Annotated in this window: 18 protein-coding genes; 6 read left to right on the top strand and 12 right to left on the bottom strand. The window is 35.0% G+C overall.

Annotation, left to right across the window (positions count from 1 at the left end; translation table 11 throughout):
- Positions 1-12: 12 nt before the first annotated feature.
- Positions 13-1,035, bottom strand: a complete 1,023-nt coding sequence (gene gap / locus AC6EI0_RS07730) for a type I glyceraldehyde-3-phosphate dehydrogenase (protein ID WP_498522002.1) — start codon at positions 1,033-1,035, stop codon at positions 13-15.
- Positions 1,036-1,174: 139 nt separating this feature from the next.
- On the opposite strand from gap, the gene murC reads away from it, so the two are divergent.
- From murC to AC6EI0_RS07715, 3 genes are read left to right on the top strand one after another with little or no spacing between them, the layout of a single operon-like run.
- Positions 1,175-2,659: a UDP-N-acetylmuramate--L-alanine ligase gene (gene murC / locus AC6EI0_RS07725; protein ID WP_498522001.1), complete on the top strand. Its 1,485-nt coding sequence runs from the start codon at positions 1,175-1,177 to the stop codon at positions 2,657-2,659.
- 3 nt (positions 2,660-2,662) lie between these two features.
- Positions 2,663-3,538 (top strand): UDP-N-acetylmuramate dehydrogenase, encoded by an 876-nt coding sequence (murB, locus tag AC6EI0_RS07720; RefSeq protein WP_498522000.1) that lies wholly within the window; start codon positions 2,663-2,665, stop codon positions 3,536-3,538.
- Positions 3,539-3,575: 37 nt separating this feature from the next.
- A complete protein-coding gene (locus tag AC6EI0_RS07715; RefSeq protein WP_498461772.1) occupies positions 3,576-3,923 on the top strand; it encodes a YbaB/EbfC family nucleoid-associated protein in 348 nt (115 codons plus the stop codon).
- Here AC6EI0_RS07715 and rsgA read toward each other — a convergent pair.
- From rsgA to msrB, 5 genes are all read right to left on the bottom strand, one after another.
- Complete coding sequence (rsgA, locus tag AC6EI0_RS07710) at positions 3,892-4,830, bottom strand: ribosome small subunit-dependent GTPase A (protein WP_498521999.1); 939 nt, start codon at positions 4,828-4,830, stop codon at positions 3,892-3,894. The genes AC6EI0_RS07715 and rsgA overlap by 32 nt on opposite strands.
- Complete coding sequence (locus AC6EI0_RS07705) at positions 4,817-5,062, bottom strand: sulfurtransferase TusA family protein (RefSeq protein WP_498521998.1); 246 nt, start codon at positions 5,060-5,062, stop codon at positions 4,817-4,819. The genes rsgA and AC6EI0_RS07705 overlap by 14 nt, the downstream gene beginning before the upstream one ends.
- A 2-nt stretch (positions 5,063-5,064) precedes the next feature.
- Positions 5,065-6,195, bottom strand: a complete 1,131-nt coding sequence (gene dnaJ, locus AC6EI0_RS07700) for a molecular chaperone DnaJ (RefSeq protein ID WP_498521997.1) — start codon at positions 6,193-6,195, stop codon at positions 5,065-5,067.
- A 44-nt stretch (positions 6,196-6,239) separates the two neighbouring features.
- Complete coding sequence (gene grpE, locus AC6EI0_RS07695; RefSeq protein ID WP_498521996.1) at positions 6,240-7,019, bottom strand: nucleotide exchange factor GrpE; 780 nt, start codon at positions 7,017-7,019, stop codon at positions 6,240-6,242.
- A gap of 93 nt (positions 7,020-7,112) precedes the next feature.
- Entirely contained in the window at positions 7,113-7,580 is a 468-nt protein-coding gene (gene msrB, locus AC6EI0_RS07690) for a peptide-methionine (R)-S-oxide reductase MsrB (protein WP_498521995.1), read from the bottom strand.
- Positions 7,581-7,669: 89 nt separating this feature from the next.
- Between msrB and dusA the strand changes: the two genes are divergently transcribed.
- Positions 7,670-8,677, top strand: a complete 1,008-nt coding sequence (gene dusA, locus AC6EI0_RS07685; RefSeq protein ID WP_498521994.1) for a tRNA dihydrouridine(20/20a) synthase DusA — start codon at positions 7,670-7,672, stop codon at positions 8,675-8,677.
- Positions 8,678-8,693: 16 nt separating this feature from the next.
- On the opposite strand, the gene AC6EI0_RS07680 is transcribed toward dusA, so the two are convergent.
- From AC6EI0_RS07680 to AC6EI0_RS07655, 6 genes are all read right to left on the bottom strand, one after another.
- Complete coding sequence (locus AC6EI0_RS07680) at positions 8,694-9,452, bottom strand: RNA recognition motif domain-containing protein (RefSeq protein ID WP_498523522.1); 759 nt, start codon at positions 9,450-9,452, stop codon at positions 8,694-8,696.
- Between the two features lie 127 nt (positions 9,453-9,579).
- Positions 9,580-10,971 (bottom strand): argininosuccinate lyase, encoded by a 1,392-nt coding sequence (gene argH / locus AC6EI0_RS07675; protein ID WP_498521993.1) that lies wholly within the window; start codon positions 10,969-10,971, stop codon positions 9,580-9,582.
- Positions 10,972-11,025: 54 nt separating this feature from the next.
- Entirely contained in the window at positions 11,026-12,375 is a 1,350-nt protein-coding gene (locus tag AC6EI0_RS07670; RefSeq protein WP_498523521.1) for a PP2C family protein-serine/threonine phosphatase, read from the bottom strand.
- Positions 12,376-12,478: 103 nt separating this feature from the next.
- Complete coding sequence (ftsY, locus tag AC6EI0_RS07665; RefSeq protein WP_498521992.1) at positions 12,479-13,744, bottom strand: signal recognition particle-docking protein FtsY; 1,266 nt, start codon at positions 13,742-13,744, stop codon at positions 12,479-12,481.
- Complete coding sequence (gene nusB, locus AC6EI0_RS07660) at positions 13,741-14,367, bottom strand: transcription antitermination factor NusB (protein WP_498521991.1); 627 nt, start codon at positions 14,365-14,367, stop codon at positions 13,741-13,743. The genes ftsY and nusB overlap by 4 nt, the downstream gene beginning before the upstream one ends.
- 19 nt (positions 14,368-14,386) lie before the next feature.
- Positions 14,387-15,112, bottom strand: coding sequence for a DUF502 domain-containing protein (locus AC6EI0_RS07655; RefSeq protein WP_498521990.1), 726 nt, complete (start codon positions 15,110-15,112; stop codon positions 14,387-14,389).
- Between the two features lie 187 nt (positions 15,113-15,299).
- Here AC6EI0_RS07655 and queG point away from each other — a divergent pair, with 187 nt between their 5' ends.
- Entirely contained in the window at positions 15,300-16,244 is a 945-nt protein-coding gene (gene queG, locus AC6EI0_RS07650; protein WP_498521989.1) for a tRNA epoxyqueuosine(34) reductase QueG, read from the top strand.
- 2 nt (positions 16,245-16,246) lie between these two features.
- Positions 16,247-17,116: a tetratricopeptide repeat protein gene (locus tag AC6EI0_RS07645; protein ID WP_498521988.1), complete on the top strand. Its 870-nt coding sequence runs from the start codon at positions 16,247-16,249 to the stop codon at positions 17,114-17,116.
- Positions 17,117-17,134: the final 18 nt, after the last annotated feature.

Below are 17,134 nucleotides of genomic sequence, written 5' to 3'. Positions count from 1 at the left end.
AGAGCTAAAGTTTTATTTCCATTTTTGAGCAACAATTTCAGCCAAGTCAACAACCCTTTGGCTATAACCCCACTCGTTGTCATACCAAGCTAAAACTTTGACCATATTGTCATCTATACACATTGTTAATGCTTCATCAACAATAGTTGATTCATTAGTTCCCGCATAATCAGAGGAAACCAAAGGCAAATCTCCATATTTAATTATTCCTTTCATTTCACCCTCTGAGGCAGTTTTCAACAATCCATTTACTTCTTCAGCACTGGTTTTACGGCTTGATTCAAAAACCAAATCAACTGCAGAAACATTCGGAGTTGGTACACGCATCGCAATACCTGTAAGCTTTCCTTTCATTTCTGGATAAACAAGAGCTACAGCTTTAGCTGCACCTGTTGACGTAGGAACCAAATTCATTGCGGCAGCTCTTGCTCTGCGCAAGTCACGATGGGCATTATCCAATATTCTTTGATCTCCGGTGTAGCTGTGAATTGTGGTCATTAAACCTTTATTTATTCCTAACTTTTGATCTAAAACTTTCACTATTGGAGCTAGACAGTTTGTAGTGCAACTTGCATTGCTGAGAATATCAAAATCTCCATGAGAATATTGATCAGCATTGACACCAACCACATATGTTCCAACACCGTCACCCTTTCCAGGAGCAGTAAGAATGACTTTCTTAGCTCCTACCTGTAAATGCTTACTAGCTCCAACATCTGTATTAAATACACCTGTTGACTCAATAACTAGATCAATACCCCACTCTTTCCAAGGAAGATTTAATGGGTTTCTATCCGAATAACATTTAATAGTTTTACCATTAATTTCAAATGTATCGTCGGTATGTGAGATTTCAGCATCATTTATTGCACCGAGAATAGAGTCGTATTTAAGTAGGTGAGCACAAGTTTTTGGATCAGAAGTAACGTTGATTCCAACCACCTCAATATTTGTATTCGCACCCCTACTGAGCCAACAACGCATAAAATTGCGTCCAATTCTTCCGAATCCATTAATCGCAACACGCAAAGTCATTTCAAAAACGGTTAAACCGCATAAGCTACTGGCCGCTGATCATACAGAACGATGAGCATTTTGAAAAAAATATGATGCCTTAAGCAAATAAAAAAGTACAAAATCACTGGAATTCTTTAAAAAATGTGCCTTTTGAAAGATGAAGAGTTATCTTTCACTCGACACCAAAGTGAAATTGAAGAAGTTACGAGTCTTACCTCCTCATATCCATTTCATTGGAATTGGAGGCATTGGCATGTCTGCCCTAGCAATGATTCTGGCTAAAAATGGATATTCCATATCAGGGTCTGACATAAAAAATAGCCATATTTTGAAAGAATTAGCTAATAATCATGTAATTATATTTAACACTCAAAAAGAATCAAACATTGATAAAATTATTGAGAAAAAAAATAAAAATATTTTAGTTGTAATCAGCTCTGCAATCCGTCCTGAAAATCTCGAATTAAAAAAAGCTAAAAAATATAAGTTACAAATAAAACATCGTTCAGAAATACTAAAATTTTTAATCGATCAAAAAAAATCTATAGTCATTTCAGGTTCTCACGGTAAAACAACCACAAGTACTTATATAACAACTATTCTTTCAATTCTAAAAAAAGATCCTACTGCTGTAATTGGTGGTATTGTTCCTCTATATAATAAAAATTACAACGTTAGTAATAGTGAAATATTAGTAGCAGAAGCAGATGAATCAGATGGATCATTAGTGAATTTTAATTCTAATATTGGAATTATCACAAATGTAGAGCTCGAACATGTTGATCATTATCAAGATCTAGAAGATGTAATAAAAACAATGAAAAAATTTGCAGAAAATTCTGATTACTTAATTGCAAATTATGACTGCCAAAACCTCAAAAATAATATTAAAGCTTCTCAATGGTTTTCAATTCAAGAAACTAAAAATATAGATTTTGCACTAATTCCAAAAGAATCTAATGGATGTGAAATTATTGCAGAATATTATGAAAAAGAAAAATTTATCGATCAAATCAATGTACCTATTCCCGGCATGCACAATTTAAGCAATGCAGTAGCTGCAATTGCTGCTTGTAGAGCAACTGGAATTCTTTTTAAAGATATAAAAAAAGGAATTGAATATTTACAACTTCCTTCAAGAAGATTTGACTATAGAGGTTTATGGAAAAACAGATTAATTGTAGAAGATTATGCTCATCACCCTAGTGAAATTGATGCTGCAATATCAATTGCTTCTACTATGAGAAATACAAAAAATAATTTTTCCGAAATTCTACCTGAAAGAATAGTATCAATATTTCAACCTCATAGGTATAGTAGAACTAAAAAATTTGAGAAAAAATTTGCAAAAAGTTTAAGTAAATCCGATTTAGTTTTAATAACACCTATCTACTCTGCTGGAGAAGATCAAATCGAAGGAATAAATAATAAGACTATTGGAAATGAGTTAAGAAAATTAAAACCAAACCTAGAAATATATACTCCAGATAATAATCAAGATCTGATAAAACTAATCAAAGAAAATACTCTAGAAAACGATTTGATTTTAGTTATGGGTGCAGGAGATATTAATATGATATGTGCAAGTCTATTTTTAGAATTAATCAATAATAAGTCAATAAAAAATAATTTAGCTGCTTGATAAATGAATTGTATTCAATTAGAAAAAAATATTTCATTGTCAAATTTTACTACTTGGCGAATAGGAGGTCCTGCAGAATGGATTGCTCAACCGAAAAATATGGAAGAAATTAAATATCTAATTAATTGGATAAATAAGAAAAAAATTCCCTGCAATATTTTGGGTGCTGGATCAAATCTTCTAATTAATGACAAAGGAATTAAAGGTTTAAGTTTATGTATGCGTAATTTCAAAGGCATACATATTGATAAAAATAATGGAGTTATCGATGTCCTTGGCGGTGAAATGCTTCCTACGTTGGCCAGAAAAGCTGCTGCAAATGGACTTCATGGACTTGAGTGGGCTGTAGGGATACCAGGCACAATTGGTGGAGCAGTAGTTATGAATGCAGGAGCACAAGAACATTGCATATCAGACTATCTCGAAAGTATTACAACATTGTCTTTGAAAGGAGAATACAAAATGATCAAAGGAACGGATCTCAATTTTGGATATCGACACAGTCTGCTTCAAAATGAAAACTTGATTGTCTTATCTGCCCGACTCAAGCTGGTGTCAGGTCAAACAGAAATAATTCGACAAGTTACTAATGAAAACCTAAATCATAGATTACGAACTCAACCTTATAAATCCCAAACATGCGGAAGTGTTTTTCGAAATCCAGAACCTTTAAAAGCTGCAAAATTAATTGAAGAACTTGGTCTAAAAGGGTTTCGTTGTGGTGGAGCTGAAATATCCAAAATACATTCAAATTTTATAATTAATGCAAACAATGCTTCTTCTTGTGACGTCAGAGAGTTGATCAAATACATTCAAAAAAGGGTGTTTAATTCTTATGGAATCTTGTTAGAAACAGAAGTCAAACAATGTGGCTTTTAAATTTAAACCCTAAAATCAATAACAATAGGAAATTCTCATGGCTGGATTCGGACTACCAAATTTTGGACAACTCACTGAAGCTTTCAAAAAAGCTCAACAAATTCAGCAGAATGCTCAGAAACTTCAAGAGGAACTTGAAGTTATGGAAATAGAAGGAACAAATAATGACAATCGGGCAAAAATATGGATGTCAGGAAATCAAAAACCTTTACGCGTAGAAATTGATCAATCTCTACTTTCTGAGGAAAGAGCAATAGTCGAAGAAGCAATACTAGATGCTATGAAATCCGCTCACGAAGTTTCAACTTCAACAATGAAAGAGCGAATGGAAGATTTAACCGGGGGATTCAAGCTTAACCTGCCTGGTATGGGAGATGAGGATTAATCATTTCCTCAAGATTCTCACGATAAAAAGGATATCTTTCAAGATCTTTATTGATTACACAACCAGGCTCATCTCTATGCAAACAATTACGGAACTTGCATTTTGACTTACTTAACTTAGTTCGAAACTCAGGAAACAAATAAGCAAAGTCAGATGGCTCGCATATAATTTCTGGACGATTAAACCCTGGAGTATCAGCAAGACGTGATCCATTTCCAATAGCAAAAAGTTCGACATGTCTTGTCGTATGGATACCTCTTTTTAATTTTTTGGACACAGATGATGTAGGTAATGAAACGGTGGGGATGAATTGATTAATTAAACTTGTCTTTCCTACTCCAGATGGCCCAGCAAGTACAGTTAATTTTGTTCTTCTAAATCGTTCTATTAATGAATCAATACCCTGAGAAGTATGAATAGATACTGGTATACAATCATAACCCCAAGATTTTAATTGATTTATACATAACATCAAATCATTTTTTGTAATTAAATCTATTTTTGTTAAAACCACCAAAGGCTTTATATTTGCACATTCAGCTGTTAATAAAAAACGGCTTGCTTGCTCCATATCAAATAAAGGCTCATCAACTGAGATACAAATAGAAACTAATGTAACATTTGCCACGGCGGGACGTTTTAAAAAGCTTTTTCTCTGCTCAACTTCAGAAATTACTGCTCTTTTATTTTTATAGTCTACAGACTCCACAAAAACTATATCACCTACATCTATAAATAGACCTTGATAATCTAATTTGCGTCTTCTTGTGCATAAAAGTCTAATTTTTTTATAAAATTGATCAAAAAACTCATCTTTAAAATCTTTATTGTCAATTTCTACGATTAAAAAATTTGCCTTAAGTGCAACAACAATACCTTTTAGATTCTTAGATTTATTTTTCTTCACTCGATATTATTAAAGTTACTTTTTTAGAATCTTTACTCAATATTTTTACTTTATAACCCTTCTCTTGTAAACCATCAATCACGCTAGTTTCAGATTCGCCTACATCAAGGTCTACTTTTAAAATTTGATTAGAAGATAAGTTTTCTAACACCAAACAGCATTTAACAAAATTAACTGGACAAGTAAGGCCACACAAATCTAAATAATGATCAATAACGTTATTTTTTTCCACTATTATTTTCCAAACAACTTACTAAATAAGCCACTTTTATGATAATGATGTTGAGGTCCCCGTGCAGAGTAATGTCCAGCTAACTCTTCTAATAAATTTCTTTCAGAATCTGATAATTTTGTAGGTAATTTTATCTTTACTGTTACTTGGTGATTACCTCTAGCAACAGGATTGCCTAGTTTTGGCACTCCTTTGTTTTCTAAATTCAAAATAGAGTTAGGTTGAGTTCCTGCTGGAATTTGTAATTTAGTCGAGCCATCAACAGTATCTATTTCAATAGTATCACCTAAAATTGCCTGAAGATAACTAATATTAACCTCAGATAAAATTGTCAATCCATCTCTCTTTAAAGAAGGATGATTTCTAACCTTTAAGAAGACATATAGATCTCCAGAGGGACCGCCCTTTAATCCAGCATTACCCTCTCCTGAAACTCTTAATCGTGTTCCGCTATCAACTCCAGCAGGAATATTTATTTTTAATTTCTTTCTTACTTGTTTAACCCCTTTCCCTCCACAAGTATTACAAGGATCTTTAATCACTTGTCCAGTGCTACCACAAGTTGGACATTCAGCGACTTGGGTAAAACTTCCAAAAGGTGTACGAGTAGCTCTTCTTACTTGACCTGCACCACTACATGTAGAACAAGTAACAGGACCAATGCCTTTCTTAGCCCCAGTCCCTCTACAAACATCGCAAGTTTCTAAATGAGGAACCGTGATCTCTTTTTCTTGTCCAAAAATAGCTTTATCAAAATCAATCGTTAGGTCGTAACGTAAATCATCTCCCTGTTGAGGTCCACGTCTTTGAGGGCGAGAACCTCCTGGAGAACCAGGGCCACCAAAGCCATTAAAAAAAGTTTCAAACAAATCTGCAAAGCCGCCCATATCTCCCATGTCCGGCATACCAGCAGCCCCACCAATTCCAGCTTCTCCAAATTGGTCGTAACGAGCTCGCTTTTGAGAATCACTTAAAACTTCATATGCTTTACCTATTTCTTTGAACTTATCCTCCGCACCTGGTTCTTTGTTCACATCAGGGTGATATTTCCGAGCTTGCTGTCTATAAGCTCTTTTTAAAGTGTCAGCATCAGCATCTCTGCTGACACCCAATAGATCGTAAAAATCAGCCATTAGTTCATTTAAACAAATTCAATTCCATTTCGATAATCATGTAGTTAATTCTCATCTTTGGGTAAGTCTTCTGAGGATTGACTTTGTTCTTGATTATCAGCACTCTTATCAGGAGTCTCTTGATTAGCTGCTTTCGGTCCTGGTCCCATAGAAACTTTGACCAAAGCATGCCTTAAAACACGACCATTCAAGTGATAGCCCCTTTGTAATTCTTCAATCACAATATCCTCAGCCTTTTCATCACTAGGCTCTCTCATGACAGCCTCATGCAAAGAAGGATCAAAAGGCTGATCAACGACACGCATAGGAGCAACACCTAGTTGCTTAAGAACTTCAACTAATTGCTTATAAAGTCCTTGGTAACTTCTATGCAATGCTTGCGCTTCTTCGCCCTCAGGGTTTAATTGCTGTCTTGCTCTTTCAAAATTATCAACAACAGGAAGTATTTCACTGAGCGTAGTGCATGTAAGTTGAATTTTTAGATCATCTTGATCACGCGTCTGACGCTTTCGGAAGTTATCAAAGTCAGCAGCTATTCTCATATATTGGCTATTTAAAGTTTCATGCTCTTTTTCTAATTGCTGTAATCTTGCTTCAGTATCTGGAACTTTAATATTTGAATCAGAGTTATTTGAAAATTGTTCGTGTGTTGCTTCTACTGAATCAATATTCAATTCAGGCTTTACTTCCGGATTATCAGAAACCTCAACTTCTTGGGTTGATTCATGATTAGTATTAGAACTTGCAGAGTTTTCGTTGGAATCATCTTGTGATAAACCATCCTGAGATAATTCATGTTCGGAAGAGGACACGTCAGAATTCATATAATTTGAACAGCTAATTAACCATGTTGATACCAAAGGGTTTTTTGTACAAGCTACGGAAGCCCACACCTATTAAATGGAAAAGAAAATCATTTACGAATCAACTTCAAACGCAAGAGCGACACCATTATTGCAATATCGCTTGCCAGTTGGCCTTGGACCATCATTAAAAACATGCCCTTGATGCCCACCACATCGTCGGCAGTGATATTCAGTTCTAGGAACAATTAATTTGAAGTCTGTTTTTGTCTCTATTGCATCCGGCAAGTGATCGAAAAAACTTGGCCAACCTGTTCCACTGTCAAACTTTGTTTTTGAAGAAAATAAAGCAAGTCCACATCCTGCGCAAAGAAAAACTCCTTTCCTTTTCTCATCATTTAAAGGACTTGAGAATGGTCTCTCGGTTCCTTCCTTGCGTAAAACGTAAAAAGCTTCTTTGGGTAAACGAGCTTCCCATTCTGCTTCCGTTAAAGTTTTATAGCTATCCATAGGTTTAGAAGAAGCAAAAGTACTTTTTGGTTTGATAATTAAACCGAAGAGAGTATTCAAGAATCCAATCATTAAAAATCTACGGTTCAAAGAAATTTTTCAATTCAACCAATATTAATAAAATATATTCCCTAAAGGTTGAAAAAATTCATTCATAAAAAATGATTTCTAACTCTTGCAAAACAAATGAATTCGCTAATTACAGATTAAGTATTGCTCCAATGATGGATTGCACAGATAGGCATTTTCGTGTTCTCATGCGTCAAATCACAAAAAAATCTCTTTTTTACACAGAAATGATTGTCGCGCAAGCACTCCATTACAGCAATCATAGAAATAAATTATTAGATTTTGATGAAATTGAGCATCCAATAGCCATACAACTGGGAGGAGACAATCCGAAACTTTTAGCTGAGGCAGCTCAAATAGCAGAAGATTGGGGATATGACGAAATTAATTTAAATATTGGATGCCCAAGTCCAAAAGTCAAATCTGGCAACTTTGGGGCTTGTCTAATGGGAAGACCAAAAATAGTCGCAAATTGCATAGAAAAAATGAAAAAATCATGCAATATCCCAATAACAGTGAAACATAGACTTGGTATAGATAACCTAGATAATGATGAATATCTTATGCAATTTGTTGATAATTGCTCAATTGCAGGAGCAGACAGATTTATTGTTCATGCAAGAAAAGCTTGGCTAAACGGATTAAATCCAAAAGAAAATCGAACAATTCCACCCCTTCAATATGAAAGAGTTGAAAAATTAAAAAAAAGCAGGCCTGAATTAATTATCGAACTTAACGGTGGAATAAATACAATTGATGATTGTATTAAAACTCTCAAAGTATTTGATGGAGCAATGATAGGGAGAGCAGCATACTCACGTCCATTCATGTGGACAAAAATAGATTCGATGATTTTCGGACAACAAGAAGAAGATTTTTCTAGATCAAAAATAATAATAAAAACTATTCCTTTTGCTCAAAAACATTTAGAAAATGATGGACGTCTTTGGCACATTGCTAAACACATCCTAAACCTGATAGAAAACATACCAAATGCAAAAATATTGAGACAAGAGTTAAGCGAAAAATGTCAAAATAATAAAGCTGACGTTTCTATTTTAAAAAAAATTGCCCAGCAACTTGAAGATGCTGGGCATTAAAAAAGGAACAAAATCTTTAAGATTCTGCGCCGCCATAATCTGCAGTTGTGTCATCTCCCCCTTCAGGCGAAGCTCCTCTTCTTCTTCTACTGCGACCTTGATCAAAGCCATTAGCATCTTGAGAAGCATTTCCATGACTACGGTCTTCCCAACCTTGAGCTCCAGAAGGTCTATCTTGAGCTGATTGATCTTGGCCGCCACCGCCGTAACCGCCACCGCCGTAACCGCCACCTTGGCCGCCACCGCCGTAACCGCCACCGCCGTAACCGCCACCTTGGCCGCCACCGCCATAACCGCCACCGCCGTAACCGCCACCTTGGCCGCCACCGCCGTAACCGCCACCGCCGTAACCGCCACCTTGGCCGCCACCGCCATAACCGCCACCGCCGTAACCGCCACCTTGGCCGCCACCGCCATAACCGCCACCGCCGTAACCGCCACCTTGGCCGCCACCGCCATAACCGCCACCGCCGTAACCGCCACCTTGGCCGCCACCGCCGTAACCGCCACCGCCGCCTCTTCTGGGAGCACTGCCTCTGGGTTCAGCTTTGTTGATTCTTAGAGGACGGCCCATAAGCTCAGCACCCTGTAGAGATTCAATTGCTGAAGCTTCAACTGCTTCATCAGCCATCTCAACAAAAGCAAAACCTCTTTTGCGTCCTGTATCTCGTTCTAAAGGTAAAGAACAATTTGCCACCTCCCCAAAAGGAGAAAACAATTCAATGACATCTTCCTGCTCAGCGCGGAAGGGTAAGTTGCCGACAAAAATACTCACTTGAAAATTGGACTGAAAATAAAATGTAACTAATAGGCTATGAATAGCCAAAATTAATAACTCTAAAATGAGTTATCATTGCCCACTTTAATACCGAAAGCCCTCAAATAGATTTAAAACAATTTTTTTACTTAAATAATTTTTCGCGCCACAAAACAAGCTGCTCTTGAACTCTTTCAAAACCAGTCCCACCATCACTCAAACGTGACTCAACCACACTGGAAGGTAAGAGCTTTTCAAAAATATCTTTTTCAAAAAATTTATGAAATTTTTTCCATGTTTCCAAAGGAATATCTTTTAATAAAACTCCTTGCTCTATGGAAGTCTTTACAATTCGCCCAACTAATTGATAAGCCTCTCGAAATGGTATCTCTTTAGCCACTAAATAATCGGCAACATCTGTAGCATTGGAAAAATCCGATAAAACAGCTCGATTAAGTATTTCTTTTCTAAAAATTAAACCTTCTTCGAATAAAATTGATGTTGCAACTAACGAATTCTTAACAGTTTTTACGCTATCAAAGATTGCTTCTTTATCCTCCTGAAAATCTTTATTATATGCTAACGGTAGCCCTTTGATCATCGTAAGCATCGCTTGTAAATGTCCAAAGACTCTCCCTGATTTACCTCGAACTAGTTCTGGAACGTCAGGATTCTTTTTTTGGGGCATAAGACTACTACCAGTAGCACATCGATCTGTTAGTTGAATAAATGCAAATTCTTCAGACGCCCATAAAATAACTTCCTCAGATAATCTACTTAAATGAGCCATAATTAACGATGAGGCTCCTAAAAACTCTACGACAAAATCTCTATCACTGACAGCATCTAAACTATTAGAATAAATATCTTGAAATTGTAATTCCGAAGAAGTAATCTTTCTATCTATAGCAATAGAAGTACCTGCCAAAGCAGCTGCTCCCAATGGAGAAATATTAACTCGTTTTCTTACATCTATTAATCTATTTCTATCTCTTTGTGCCATCTCAACATATGCCAATAAGTGATGCGCTAATGACAAAGGTTGTGCTCTTTGTAAATGCGTATAGCCAGGAATAAGCGTATGAAGATTTTGCTCTGCTAATAAAAAAAGCGCTTTCTGAAGACGCTCCAAATCCATATCAATTTCATCAATACGCTTTCTCAACCATAATCTGAGATCTGTTCCAACTTGATCATTACGACTACGACCAGTATGAAGTTTTTTCCCTAGTGGACCTATCAAATCTATTAATTTTTTTTCTACTGCAAAATGTACATCTTCATCCGAAATAAGAGGTTGAAACAAACCACTAGATGCCTCCTTTCTAATTTGTTGAAGACCATTTTCTAATTTAGTAGCCTCCTCCTTAGTAATTATCCCTTGAATTCCAAGCATGCGTGCATGAGCAATTGATCCATCTAAATCTTCCTCTAATAAATGAATATCAAACTCAATTGAAGCATTAAATTTTTCTATAAAAGGATTTAGTCCTTTATCAAATCTATCGCTCCAAGTTTTGCTCAATGCATTTTCCAAATTACTAATACAAATAAAGCAAGAGTCTTAGCAATTGTCAGGAGGTTTACCAAGTTAATTCAGGAACCGTTGATCTTCATTGACTTTTAAAACCACCATTGATGCATCATCTTCAAGATGATGATCGCTCACACCAACAAACGCATCTAATCTTTCAAAAAGTTTATTCAGTATTTTTTTAGCGCCTAATCCCTCTCTAGCAAATTTATCTAAAAAAGTTATCAAACGATTTTCGTCAAAACGTTCACCTGAGATACCAGGTGCATCAGTAACGCCATCGGTGTAATAAAGAAGAACATCTCCAGGCTGAAGAACAATCTCTCCACATCCATATTCAGCTTCAGGTTGAAGACCTATCAATAGGCCAGGAGCATCTAATCGATTGATTGATTGTGACTTAGCACTCCATAGCAATGGAGGATTATGTGCTGCATTAGCAAAACGCAGTTTTCTCGATTGCGCATCAAAATCCGAATAAAACAAAGTTACAAACCTATGTGATTGAGTTAGATCTTCAAGAGCTAATTGATTTAAATCATGCAAAATAGAGTCAGGAGGTAATCCTGTTAAAACTTCTGCTCGAAGCATTCCTCGCAACATAGTCATCAACAATCCGGCAGGTACGCCTTTACCCATAACATCACCAATTACAAAAGCCCATCGACCACTGGATTTTGCAGTTGCATTCAAGTCTGGACGAGTAGGCATAAAATCGTAATAATCACCACCTACTTGAAAGGCAGGCCTACAACAGGCAGCTAATTCAACTCCATCAATTATTGGACATTGATCGGGTAATAGTTGTGATTGGATTTCAGCCCCAGTACTTATTTGTCTATCGACTTTTTCATGATTTCTAATTACCTGAAATATGACATCATTTTCTATCGCTACTCCAGTCAAATCAGCAACTATTTGAATATGTTTTCGATGAACATTACTGCCAAAAATAATCTCTTTTTTATCAATTACGTACAATCGACCTCTATTTCTGCCCCGAGAAACTATTGATGTAGCAATAAAATTACAAGAATCAAAATATCTCTGAACCAAACGATCCAATATTGCAATATTCTTTTCCTCCATGCCAAAACCCGGTTTTTTTCCCTCTTCTAAAAGAAATAATTTTCTAAACAGTTCAGGATCTTCATCAGTTGGAAACATTTGCAACTGTTCGCACCAAAGACTGCCGTTATCTTGAAAAGGAATTAAAATTGCCCATTTGACACCAACTAATTGAGTCACAAAAAGTGGAATAAGTTCAAGAAAGCGCTGTAAATTAGTGAAACTACGCAGAGCGAAGCTTAATGAAAGCAATAAGTCTTGATTAAAGACTTGCTCTTGAGAAAGACTATTAATTAAATCTGTCAGCGACTCAGACGCATCACTTGATAAAGAGTTAATTGAATGAAAATACTTTTTTTCTGAAATCGGAGAATTTTCTTTCACTATTCTCCAGCAACAAAGAAATTAAAATTTAGCAACGTGTACCAAAAATTTTTAGAAATCATCGAACAGTTAAAAGTGCCTCAATAAATTCAAAGCTGTTAAATGGTCTTAAGTCCCTAATCTTCTCTCCAGCGCCTATAAATCTGACGGGAAGTTTCGCTTCTGATGCAACAGCCATCGCAACTCCGCCTCTGGAAGATCCATCAAGTTTTGTAAGTATTACGCCAGTTAATTCTGCTGACTCAGCAAACGCTAAAGCCTGCTTAAGTCCATTTTGACCTTGACTAGAATCAAGAACTAGTAAAGATTCAACATTTGCTGTAGGAGCAAGTTTGGTAATAATTTTTCGAATTTTTTTTAATTCCTCCATTAAATTATTTTTAGTTTGTAATCTTCCTGCGGTATCAACCAATAATAAATCGACATTCTTTGATTTACATGCTCCAATAGCATCAAACACTACCGATGCTGGATCAGCATTTTTAGATTCGTTTGCAATTACCTCAACCCCTGTTCTATTACCCCATACTTTTACTTGTTGAACCGCTGCAGCTCTAAAAGTATCTGCAGCAGCAATCATTGCAGAAAAACCACTTCTTTTTGCAACACTTGCTAATTTGCCAAGGGTCGTTGTTTTACCAACACCATTAACACCAACTAACATCCAAATATTCAAAAAACCTTTTTTTGGAGAAAGTAAATCAACACCACTATCTTTTATTGGCTTTTCTAAAATATTAACTAATTGTTCTTTTAAAAAACGCAAACCTTCAGAAGCTTCAACGACTTCCTCATTTAACTTCCTTCTTAAAGAATCTAAAATTTGATCAGTAGCAGAAACTCCCGCATCTGATCTAAGTAAAAGAGTTTCTAAATCATCAAGAACTTCCGGCGTCAGTGGATCATCGCCTAATTTATCTAGTAAATCTGTAACAAAACCTTTACGAGTTTTTTCTAATCCTTGTTTTAACCTACTAAGCCAATCAATTTCATCTAATGAAAATTGATTAATTTTTTTACCTTGTGCAGCTAAAACTTCCGCTGACCAAGTAAAAGTATCATCAAAATCGCCTAGTTCAGGCTCATCTTCTTCTTTTAAATCATTAATATCTTGAGAATTATTTACAGCTAAAATATCTAATTTAGGTTTGTCTTTTTCACTAATTTCTTTTTGAAGTAATTCTTTCTCCTCTTTTTGTTTTTGTTTAAGTTGCAAATAAGCTTGTTTTGCCCAATCTAAAGACTCATCTACAGCAGATTGAGAATCCTCACTTTTATCATTATCAAAAGAGGCTGTTACTTCCTGAGAAAAATCGTCTTTCATTTCGTGGTAAGTATTAAATTAGAATTTTGAAGATTTCTTAAAACTCCATTAATCATTCTGCGACCTTGTTCATCGCTATATCGATTAGCTAGATTTACAGCCTCATTACATGTAACAGCGGTAGGAGTATTAAAATCAATCAAATCCACCAATGCCAATCTCAAAATATCTCTATCAATTCTAGGTAATCTTTTTAAACGCCAACCTTCCATAACGCTATCAAGATTCTTATCAATCTCTTCTTGCTTATCAATAACTTTATAAACTCGCTTAAGAGCTAGCTCACGTATTTCTTTTTGATCAACTAGTGCTATTAATCTTGGTAATTCGATACTTTCAGATAAACAATTAAGTATATTCTCAGAATCAATCAGGCAAATTTTTAAATGATTACGACAATTTTTCAACAAACCTGCATCTTCTTGAAATTCACTATCTAATAATTCCTGATTAGCTTTTTCTAATTTTGCTGCACATAAATCTAGTTGCTCACGCCAATGTTGGGTTAAAGATTCAATCGCTTGACTCAGTAGACTTTCAACATTGAGATTTTTAGTATCTTTTTTGTTTATTTGTCCTAGAAGCAAAAGAGCTAATTCTCTAGAAATTGATTTTAATTGCATATGTATAATTGAAAATACTTTAAGAAGATGAAGCTCTTAACTGAGAAAACAAACTGGAAAAAGAAGTATTTGTAGAATTGTTCCTATCATCAGGATTTACAATTCCAGCAGAAATAATTGTTCTAAATGCATCTTCAACAGATATATCTAAGTCCTTAACAGATCCTTCTGGAACCAAGGTGTACCACCCAGTTGTAGGGTTAGGAGCTGTAGGTATAAAAACACTTAATAAGGGTTTATCTGGCTCAGTTTGAAGAGATGGTCCAACAATTCCTGTGACAAAACCAACACTAAATAAGCCTTCACGAGGATATTCAACTAACACAACTCTGCGGAATCTTGTTGAATTATCTCTAAGAAAAGTTTCTAACAATTGTTTGAGAGTTTTATAAACTGATCCCGCAAGAGGTATTCGAGAAAGCGTCCCTTCCCCAAACTCAAGCAACCATCTCCCTACAAAGTTCCTGGCCATTAAGCCTATCAATAAAATACCCAGAAGTGGGACAGTTAAGCCCAACGCAAGATTAATTAGATCTTGCAATAAAGGATTAAGAGTAATAAAGGGATTTAATTGTTTTGGTATAGAGGTCAATATTGCCAGAACAAAACGGCTGACAATCGTAGACAGCCAAATAGTGGTAGCTAAAGGAATAACCACCAACAGACCAGCTATGAGGTCATTTTTAAGATCCTGCTGAAGCCTTGAGCCAAGAGTCAGGTCTTCCTTTGGAGAGGAGGACTGCACCAAATAAAGAGAGTCCGAACAATGTATATATATACAATCTAACCAAATTCAGTGCATTAATTAAATAATTTAAGCTATTAATAGAAATAAAACATTAAAAGAAAGCATTTGAAGGCCCATATAAAGTGGCATTTGCCTAGAAAACCTTTTCAGTAAAGGTAAAAAAATTATTCTGGAAAAGCTGCTTGTGAACACGAAGAAATCGATTGCTCTAACAAAAAAAATTAAAGAGGAGGCTTTTAAAGAAGGCTTTGATGCAGTAGGGATTGCAAAAGTTCCAGGATCTTCAAGATTAAACCTTCGAACGGCTGCCTTAGAAAGATGGCTACAAGCTGGACATCAAGCAAAAATGGAATGGATGAAAAACCCAAGAAGAAAGAATGTTGAAAACATTCTTCAAGGGGTAAAAAGTATTCTTGCTGTTGGACTTAATTACTATATAGAGACAGACAAAACGCCTAAAGACATATCCATTGCAAGATATGGATGGGGAAACGATTATCACAAAATTATTGAAAAAAAATTAAAAAAAATCGCTCTATTTTTAGAAAAAGAAAGACCAGACTCTAAATGGAAAATATGCGTTGATACGAATGCTTTTTTAGACAAAGCTTGGGCTGAGGAAGCTGGAATTGGGTGGATTGGAAAACATAGCAATATAATTAACTCTAAAATTGGTTCATGGATGTTTATAGGTCATCTTTTATCTACTGAAATTTTGGAAGCTGACAAACCTTCACAACCAATATGCGGCGAATGTGAAAAATGTATTGATGCATGCCCAACCAAAGCGATTGAAGAACCCTTTGTTGTTAATGCAAATAAGTGCTTGGCATATCACACCTTGGAAAACAGAGAAAAAGAATTACCAGAAAATATAATTAGCAATATGGGAAATTGGATTGCAGGTTGTGATATTTGTCAGGAAGTATGCCCATGGAATCAGAAAAATATCCCAAATACCTCTGAACCAGATCTACAACCATCTGAATGGATTATGAACATAAACAAAAATGATGCATTATCTTGGAGTGATTCAAAATGGAAAGAAGCTTTAAAAAAATCAGCATTAAAACGAATTAAACCATGGATGTGGCGTAGAAATATAAATTCAATCTCAAATAATCAATAAAAATGAAAAATTACTTTCCAAAAATTTATCATTTTCTAATTTTTTTAGTTCTATTTGAATCTTCTATTATAACTAGATCATCGAATGCATTTATTCCTAGAATTAACGAGCCAAATCAAAAAGAATTAGAATCTAAATCGATACAATTAGGTAAGACAGCTGTACAACTAATTCGGTTTGGGCAAAACAATGAAGCAATTAAACTTTTAAAACTTGCCGTTAAATTAAATCCTAAAGAAATTGAACTCTGGACAAGTCTTGCAGAAGCGCAAGTTAGAGCAAGTAGAGAGTATCAAGCACTATCATCATTAGATAAAGCACTTAAGTTAAAACCAAAAGAAGAAAGTATATATTTCAGAAAAGCATATATATATATGGATTTAAAAAATCCAGAAAAAGCCAAATTTAATATAAAAAAAGGCTTATCAATCAATACAAAAAATGAGAGAGGTTATTTTCAACTAGGTAACGCAGAAATAATGTTAAATAATTATAAATCAGCTTTAATTGCTTTTAAAATATCTTCAAGAATTAATTCAAATTTTTGGCAATCTATTAACAATGAAGGTCTTGTCTTATATGAATTAAATAATTCAAAAGAAGCTATATTAAAATTTAAATCAGCACTAAAAATTAGTAATAATGCAGAGCCAATGCTAGCTTTAGCAATTGCATTATTTTCTTCAAATAATAGCTCTATCGAATCATTAAACTTAGCAAAAAATGCTTTAAAATCTAATCCTCAATATGTTTCAAAAGACTATCAAGCAAAGCAATTATGGGGTAAGAAATTACAAAAATCAGCACAACTTTTATTTAAAATGGAAGAAATGAAAAAAGCAGTTAAAGAAGCCAAAGAAAAAACCCAATAAATTAATGTTTAACAAAAA

Source organism: Prochlorococcus sp. G5PB11, assembly GCF_059772425.1.
The sequence above is the reverse complement of the archived record's forward strand: the minus strand, read 5'-3'. Positions and strand labels throughout refer to the sequence as shown.

Bases quoted from the DNA above. Each gene is read 5' to 3' on its own strand.
- ftsY (WP_498521992.1), bottom strand. From the start codon at position 13,744: ATGAAAGACGATTTTTCTCAGGAAGTAACAGCCTCTTTTGATAATGAT.
- gap (WP_498522002.1), bottom strand. From the start codon at position 1,035: ATGACTTTGCGTGTTGCGATTAATGGATTCGGAAGAATTGGACGCAAT.
- AC6EI0_RS07645 (WP_498521988.1), top strand. From the start codon at position 16,247: ATGAAAAATTACTTTCCAAAAATTTATCATTTTCTAATTTTTTTAGTT.
- murC (WP_498522001.1), top strand. From the start codon at position 1,175: ATGAAGAGTTATCTTTCACTCGACACCAAAGTGAAATTGAAGAAGTTA.
- AC6EI0_RS07715 (WP_498461772.1), top strand. From the start codon at position 3,576: ATGGCTGGATTCGGACTACCAAATTTTGGACAACTCACTGAAGCTTTC.
- msrB (WP_498521995.1), bottom strand. From the start codon at position 7,580: ATGATTGGATTCTTGAATACTCTCTTCGGTTTAATTATCAAACCAAAA.
- murB (WP_498522000.1), top strand. From the start codon at position 2,663: ATGAATTGTATTCAATTAGAAAAAAATATTTCATTGTCAAATTTTACT.
- nusB (WP_498521991.1), bottom strand. From the start codon at position 14,367: ATGCAATTAAAATCAATTTCTAGAGAATTAGCTCTTTTGCTTCTAGGA.
- dnaJ (WP_498521997.1), bottom strand. From the start codon at position 6,195: ATGGCTGATTTTTACGATCTATTGGGTGTCAGCAGAGATGCTGATGCT.
- dusA (WP_498521994.1), top strand. From the start codon at position 7,670: ATGATTTCTAACTCTTGCAAAACAAATGAATTCGCTAATTACAGATTA.
- grpE (WP_498521996.1), bottom strand. From the start codon at position 7,019: ATGAATTCTGACGTGTCCTCTTCCGAACATGAATTATCTCAGGATGGT.